Raw genomic sequence first — 1012 nt, 5'->3', positions numbered from 1 at the left:
GTCCAGACGCCCCAGCCTTTTTCAAGGCGCAGCGACATCAGCGCGCGTGCGCCGTACCAGCGATAACCCAGATCGGCCCCGGCCTCTTCGATCGCCTCGGCCAGACGCAGCAGGTACATCGGCTTGCAGTAGATCTCAAAGCCCAGTTCTCCCGAGAACGAGATACGGTTCAGGATCACCGGAACCCCGCCCACGAAGGTCTGGCGCAGATCGCGGAACTTCAGCGCATCGGCGCTGACGTCGTCGCGGGTGATACGGGCCAGCAGCTCGCGCGATTTGGGGCCCGACAGGGCGATCCCATGCCAGTCGTCCGAGACATTGGCATAGGACACATCCGCAGGCAGGTCCTTTTCGAACCAACGGCTATGTGCGTCCTGCATCGTGCCGGAACCGAACAGCATGAAGTGATCGTCACCCAGGCATGCCACTGTCAGGTCTCCGTACAGGCGGCCTTTTTCGGTCAGCATCGGGGTCAGCGCCAGACGGCCCGGTTTCGGGACGTAACCGGCCAGAGTGCGGTTCAAGTATTCACGCGCGCCAGCGCCCTTGAACTCGTGCTTGGCGAAGTTGGCGATTTCGATACCGCCGACGGCCTCTTGCACGGCTTTGACTTCGCGCGCGACATAGTCGTGGCTGCGGTTCCGCTCGAAAGTCGGCGTTTCATGCGCGTCTTCGGAACTGTCGGCAAACCACAGAGCGTTTTCCAGACCAAAGCCTTGCCCCATCACGGCACCCTTTTCGACCAGACGGTCATAGAGCGCGGTGGTTTTCTGCATCCGGCCTTTGGGCAGCGTTTCGTTCGGGAAAGTCATCACGAAGCGGCGCTCGTAGTTTTCCGAGGACTTGATGGTGCCCCAGTCCGGCGTTGCGAACTCACCAAAGCGGGCCACGTCCATCGCCCAGACGTCGATCGAGGGCTCGCCGTCGATCATCCATTCGGCCATGGTCAGGCCAACGCCGCCGCCCTGACAGAAACCCGCCATGACGCCCACGGCGACCCAGTAGTTCTTCA

The 1012-nt window shown here is 62.0% G+C and carries 1 pseudogene; it reads right to left on the bottom strand.

Features of this window, described 5'->3' with window-relative positions:
- Positions 1 to 1012, bottom strand: a pseudogene (locus tag ACR0E6_RS21565) (glycine cleavage system protein T); the annotation flags it as partial.

The sequence above is a fragment of the Ruegeria sp. AP12 genome, from assembly GCF_056540025.1.
Note: the sequence above shows the minus strand (reverse complement) of the source record. Positions and strands in the feature narration are given on the sequence as shown.